Origin of the sequence: Microcystis sp. M_QC_C_20170808_M3Col (assembly GCF_007095505.1) — a bacterium.
GTDB lineage: Bacteria > Cyanobacteriota > Cyanobacteriia > Cyanobacteriales > Microcystaceae > Microcystis.
This window is the reverse complement of the sequence record NZ_SFBY01000293.1, coordinates 1-6,516: the sequence shown is the minus strand read 5'-3', so window position 1 is coordinate 6,516 and position 6,516 is coordinate 1. Positions and strand designations below refer to the sequence as shown.

4 protein-coding genes are annotated in these 6,516 nt (G+C 44.4%); 3 read left to right on the top strand and 1 reads right to left on the bottom strand.

Going from position 1 to position 6,516, the window contains the following annotated elements; genetic code table 11:
* Nucleotides 1-348 precede the first annotated feature (348 nt).
* The 3 genes from EWV84_RS13240 to EWV84_RS13230 all read left to right on the top strand — a co-directional run bounded on the left by EWV84_RS13240 (nucleotide 349) and on the right by EWV84_RS13230 (nucleotide 5,229).
* Nucleotides 349-2,079: an Rqc2 family fibronectin-binding protein gene (locus tag EWV84_RS13240; protein WP_287078347.1), complete on the top strand. Its 1,731-nt coding sequence runs from the start codon at nucleotides 349-351 to the stop codon at nucleotides 2,077-2,079.
* 750 nt (nucleotides 2,080-2,829) lie between these two features.
* Nucleotides 2,830-4,731, top strand: coding sequence for a glutamine--fructose-6-phosphate transaminase (isomerizing) (gene glmS / locus EWV84_RS13235; protein WP_287078346.1), 1,902 nt, complete (start codon nucleotides 2,830-2,832; stop codon nucleotides 4,729-4,731).
* A gap of 180 nt (nucleotides 4,732-4,911) precedes the next feature.
* A complete protein-coding gene (locus EWV84_RS13230) occupies nucleotides 4,912-5,229 on the top strand; it encodes a DUF3067 family protein (protein WP_002756874.1) in 318 nt (105 codons plus the stop codon).
* Nucleotides 5,230-5,417: 188 nt separating this feature from the next.
* On the opposite strand, the gene EWV84_RS13225 is transcribed toward EWV84_RS13230, so the two are convergent.
* Nucleotides 5,418-6,128: a PEP-CTERM sorting domain-containing protein gene (locus EWV84_RS13225; RefSeq protein WP_287078345.1), complete on the bottom strand. Its 711-nt coding sequence runs from the start codon at nucleotides 6,126-6,128 to the stop codon at nucleotides 5,418-5,420.
* Nucleotides 6,129-6,516: the final 388 nt, after the last annotated feature.

The window sequence follows — 6,516 nt, the reverse complement described above, 5'->3', positions numbered from 1 at the left end:
CAAAAAATATAGAAGAGCTAATGCAAATTAGCCGCTATCGGTTGAAGGATTACATCAAGGGACAAAGAGCTATATCGCTTGCCCTATCTACCTTCTAGCTCGCTTGTCCCCCTCTCAGGTTTTTTTTTGCATAGTCTGATAGTTTCATGTCTATATATTACCATCCCTGACTATATCTGACCATATTTGTATTGAAACTTGACAATACCTCCATCGATAGATTCTGACACCAAATCCGTTTTTAATTGAGGAAACAACTTTTTTGTCTTAGCCTTAGTGGGAAGCTATGATATTTTAATGCTTGGCGGTGCCAACTTTGGCATCGAGAATATCTCCTGAATCCTGAAAATGCAATCCGTAGACTTTACCACCCTCAGCGCCACTTGTGCCGAAATTGCTGCCGTTTGGCTGCCGGCGAGACTAGAACAAGTGTATCAAATTGATCGCCAAACGATCGCCCTCTATTTACGAACCTTCGATCGCAAGGGATGGTTAATTATTTCTTGGCATCCCCAAGGAGCGCGGCTGCATATTGGTGATCCACCGCCAAAAGTCCCAGATACCTTCACTTTCAGCGATCAATTGCGTCATCAACTCAATGGTTTTGCGCTGACAAAATTAGCATTTGTTGCCCCGTGGGAAAGAGTCATCGATCTACAATTTGCCCAACGTCCTGATGATCCGGCCCAGGGGCATTTGTATATAGAAATTATGGGCAAATATAGCAATGTGATTTTAACTGCGGCTGACAATCAAATTGTCACCGTTGCCCATCAAGTCAATGCCACCCAGTCTAGTGTTCGCACCGTACAAACGGGACAAATCTATCAACTACCCCCCGTTTTATTGGCAACAAATCCCAGTTTAGAAGAATCCTTGAGCAGTTGGCAAGCCAGAGTTAGTTTAATCCCTAAAACTATCGAAAAACAGCTAGTTAGTACCTATCGTGGGGTTAGTCCGGTCATCGCTCGATCGCTGTTGCAGAAAGCCAAGATTAACCCGAAATTAAACACGGATCAGTTAGATAATACTGATTGGGAAAAGCTCTTTTCAGTTTGGCAAGAATGGTTAAAAATCTTGGAAAATAAAACCTTTCAACCCGGATGGACAAGAGAAGGTTATACGGTGATCGGTGGGGAGATACTGGCAGCGGCTAAAAATGTCCAAGAATTATTAAACCGTTATTATAGCGACCAAATTAATCAAGAAAGCTTTCGACAACTACAGCAAAAATTAAATCAAAAAGTCATCTCTTTACTGACTAAACTGCAAACTAAAGCGGCGGGATTTCAAACAAGACTAGCAGAATCTGCTCATGCCGATCGCTATAAAGAGCAAGGGGATTTATTAATGGCAAATCTGCAGCAAATACAGCAGGGAATGACTAGCATTACTTTGGCGGATTTCCAGACAGGAAAACCTGTAATTATTCCTCTCGATCCCGAAAGAAATCCCGTGCAGAATGCCCAATATTTTTATAAACAACATCAGAAATTAAAAAGGGCGCGGTTAGCGGTGGAACCTTTATTAGCGGAAGTGGTCAGTGAAATTAATTATCTCGAACAAGTGCGATCGAGTTTAAGTCAACTAGAGAATTATAGCAGCAGGGAAGATTTAGAGGCCCTAGACGAGATACAAGAAGAATTAATTCAACAGAAGTATCTAGAAAGCAATTACCAGCGTAATCGGGCGAATAACAAAGAATCCGAACCCATGCGCTTTACTACTCCCTCTGGAGTAGAATTATGGATTGGCAGAAATAACCGTCAAAATGATCGGCTAACTTTTCGTAGCGCCAGCGATTACGATATCTGGTTTCATAGTCAAGAAATCGCTGGTAGTCACGTTTTACTCCGTTTAACCCCCGGTACAGTTCCAGAAGCCGCCGATCTGCAATTTGCCGCCGATTACGCCGCTTATTATAGCCGCGCTCGCCATAGTGAACAGGTTCCCGTCGTCTATACCCGTCCCAAATACGTCTATAAACCCAAGGGCGCAAAGCCCGGTATGGTGGTTTACAAACAGGAAACGGTAATCTGGGGCTGTCCTCAGAGGGTTGAGGATTACCGCAAAAAATAATTTTTTACCAAATTGTTTACTTTTTTTTACACAAAATGGGTATTGTCTGTTACAATTGTTACTAGAGAGACAAATGCAGTTCAGGCGCTTGGGAACGCAAGAACTATATTTCCTCGGATTACAACAACAAACAACAGCAAACCAGTGGTAGCAGCCGATAGTCTCGGGAAAGACACAAAAAACCGACTATTCAGGTGATATTAAAGCGACCACTGGTATTTTATACTCACCTAACCGCTTCTGTCACTTTCCTCAACTTTCTTTTCGGTTTCCGAGACTTATTACCCAGATAAACTCGATGCTCTTTTAAATCGTTTATCCAATGACACTATCGGGTATTTGACGGGATGGTCTTGGATTTTAGAAGCTCTATGTCTGTCAGGAATTGAGAAATTTGGTATAAGACTACCGCTAAGGTAGCGGCATCCCGGGTCGCGTCAACCCAGAGGTCGGTCGTTCAATTAAGTTTGTTCGAGCTGCCGGTCATCACCGTCCGTTTACGGCGGTGAGGATGTCAAGCGACTGACTTCTTTGCTTCGGGATAAAATCCCGTCAGTCCCGCTCGCTCAATCCTTCACTGGGTAAGCTTTTCGACCCCTTTGACCCCATCTTGCTCCCAAAAATGAGCCCAGGATGAGTCCCATTAGAGGAAACTTTGCCCTTGTCAGTGCGTCTTTAGCCTCTAAGCAAACAAGTGTCACGCTTGCGATAGAATGGATCGGACTTAGCCTAAATGGGGTCAGCGAAAGAATGTGCGGAATTGTTGGCTATATCGGAACCCAAACAGCGATCGATATTCTCCTAGCTGGTTTGGAACGTTTAGAATATCGGGGTTATGATTCGGCAGGGATTGCCACAATTCTCGAAGGTGAATTACATCGAGTCCGCGCCCAGGGAAAACTCTACAATCTGCGGGAAAAATTAGAACAGGAAGTTAATCCCTCCCAAATTGGCATCGGTCACACCCGTTGGGCAACCCACGGCAAACCCGTAGAAAGTAATGCCCATCCCCACACCGATAATAGTCAACGGGTGGCAGTGGTACAGAATGGCATTGTCGAAAATTTTCAGGTATTAAGAACAGAATTAAAGGAGAAAGGCTGTATATTTGACTCGGAAACCGACACAGAAGTTATTCCCCATCTAATCGCCAGTTATCTACCCAAACCTACCGATGAAGAATACTTGGGGGTGAGTCCTTTCCTCAAGGCAGTTTTAAGGGCAATTGAACGTTTAGAGGGTGCTTTTGCCCTAGCGGTGATTAGTCCCGATTATCCCGATGAATTGATTGTCGTGCGGCAACACGCCCCTTTAATCATCGGTTTCGGTCAAGGGGAGTTTTTCTGTGCCTCCGATGTCAGTGCTTTGGTTCCCCATACCCGGGCAGTGCTGTCCCTGGATAATGGCGAAATCGCTCGGTTAACACCCTTGGGAGTAGAAATTTATAATTTTGAGGGCAAAAGAGTCCGTAAAAGCCCCAGAGTCCTCGATTGGAGTCCGACGACCGTAGAAAAACAGGGTTATCGTCACTTCATGCTCAAGGAAATCTACGAACAACCCGGAGTGGTGCGCGACTGTTTAGGGACATATCTGCATCCCCAGAGAAACGCACAAAATGAGGATAATGTCAACCCGATAAATATTAATTTTTCTGAAGAAATTTACGATAATTTAGAACATATTCAGATTTTAGCCTGTGGAACCAGTTGGCACGCTAGTTTAGTCGGTAAATACTTGCTCGAGCAGTTGGCGGGTATTCCAACAAGGGTACAGTACGCCTCGGAATTTCGCTATGCACCCACGCCCCTGATGCCCAATACTTTAACTATCGGGGTGACGCAATCGGGGGAAACAGCCGACACTTTAGCGGCTTTGGAAACGGAAAAACAGCGTCGTTTAGGATTAGAAAAAAAATATCAAGCCCGGATTATCGGGATTACTAATCGCCCCGAAAGTACCCTAGCACAAATGGTCGATCAGATTATTAATACCCAAGCGGGGATCGAGATCGGGGTGGCGGCAACTAAGAGTTTTACGGCACAATTATTGGGTTTTTATCTCTTAGCTTTGGATTTATCCTATCGTCGTCAAACTTTGTCTTTAGAGAGAATCGAGCAAATTATTAATCAAATGCGATCGCTGCCAAGATTGATCGAAACTGTCTTAGAAACACAGGAAAAAGCGATCGAAGAATTGGCCCATGAATTTAATGACACCCAAGACTTTATTTTCTTGGGACGGGGGATTAATTTCCCCATTGCCTTAGAAGGAGCCTTAAAACTCAAAGAAATCAGTTATATTCATGCGGAAGGCTATCCAGCCGGAGAAATGAAACACGGACCAATCGCGCTTTTAGATGCAAAAGTTCCCGTAGTAGCGATTGCGATGCCGGGGATAGTTTATGATAAGGTTCTCTCCAATGCACAGGAAGCAAAGGCAAGGGATGCGCGATTATTGGGAGTAGTTGCCGACAGCGATAGGGAAGCACCAAAAGTCTTTAATGATTTGTTGTATGTGCCGGAAATTGAAGAATTATTATCGCCAATTCTAACAGTAATTCCCCTACAATTGCTCTCCTATCATATCGCAGCCCGTCGCGGTTTAGATGTGGATCAGCCGCGCAATTTAGCCAAAAGTGTCACGGTGGAGTAAAGTTCCTTCGGTTGAAAGTGTGGTTCACAGGTCTATCTAAATTGGAGCAAGAGGACTCCCTTTACACCGCGAAGCGGTTGATGGCGAGAGTGTCATCCCTTCTGTAAAACCGAGGGTCTTTACCCCGACATCTGTGATAAAATCAAGAGGCCGACTGACATCTGAGAAGCGATAGCAACCATGACGGGTGTGGACTTACAGCAATTATTACTAGAAAAATGGGGTCGTTCCTACGATATCCAGCTGCGACGCATCAAAGATAAGGTTCATGTCCAGGTAATGTGGAAATATCTCGAACAAGCTTCTTTTCCCCTCTCCGAGTCTGAATATCTGGAACATCTCAATGCGATCGCCAATTATCTCCACGAATGGGGTGGTTTTAGTCAATTTCAAGCTTTTATCCGCGAAACCCGCGAGCGTCCCCGTCTCGGTAAAGCGGTTAGTCTGGCCTTAGATTTAGGTGAAAGAGCATCGGAATGGCTGATCAGTGATCAGTGATCAATTATCAGTGACCAGTGGGATTGTTAACTGAACAGTATACTGCATTTAAATTGCGTATTGGATATTTTAATACAAATGCTCGAACTCCCCACTCCCCCACTTCCCACTTCCCCATCCCCTTCTCTAGACACACAAAAAGGCGTTAAGATTAACCTTAACGCTTGCCTTTGATTTAATGGCAGTGACTAGCTCTTGCGACAAGCAAAAGCACCAACACCGGCAACGGCTAAGATACCGAGGATAGCAGAGGGTTCGGGAATGTCAATTGATTTTTTTTGTGTGTAGGTGTTAGTGAACGCGTTGACCTGTGCAGTCGCCGCAGTGACTTCGATCTCATCGAGGATGAACAACTTTCTTACTCCAGAGGGAACAGGAACCGGAACGGGCGTGCCGCCATTGAGTGATGTCAGAAGACCGACATCATTACTCCCAATGGCGGTTGAAGAGATGTACTTCTTAGTAGTAATCCCCGGAAGTTGCCCAGCCACGTCCACACCCAAGGAGACCTGATCGAACATCGCAGTACTAAACGGTGCGATTTCCACGGTGTACCCTAGGGTGAACTTAGTGCCAATGGTGCTGGGAAACGTAGGTCTCCGAGTGTAAGTCATTCGGTGTACGCCTTCTCCTGCCGATCCTGTGGAGTTAGAGATGGCTATAAAACCGTCAAGAAAATCAGTGGTATTAGTGGTGGTGGCGGCATCGAATTTGTATATCTTATCCATATCGATGCAGCCGCTGGTGAGAGCCATGAATTGCGAAAGAACCATAAGACTACGATCTGAACAACTTGTCTGCGCTTGGGCGGGGGCAGCACCGGCAAAGCCGAAAGCGGCAACGCTGCCAGCGATGGCAAGAGCGCCAGTGGTTAGTCGTCTAGAGATGTTGGTGATCATTTTAAGTGGTTTGTTACTTTATTGTTAGGGCAGTAATGCGGAGACCTCCGTACTCTAGTATAGTTATAACCTCTGCCAGATGGAATGTCAAGTCCATGGGATGAAAAGTCAAACAAAACCTCCTAAAGATTTGCTAAAAACCGATAAATACAACCTAAAGATTTGCTAAAAACCGATAAATACAACTTTTATCATAGAAAATCAGTAGATGGAAAAGTTTGAATAACCAGAGTATTTAGTAACATCTGATACAAAATACTTAGAGAAACTAATTAGGGTTTGCTGAAAAAGTTATTGAAAAGTACAGGTCTCTTAATCAATGATTTCACTTAGCTACAAGCATAAGCTTTAGTTGTTGATTAGTTTCTAAGTCATAACTTATTGTCAT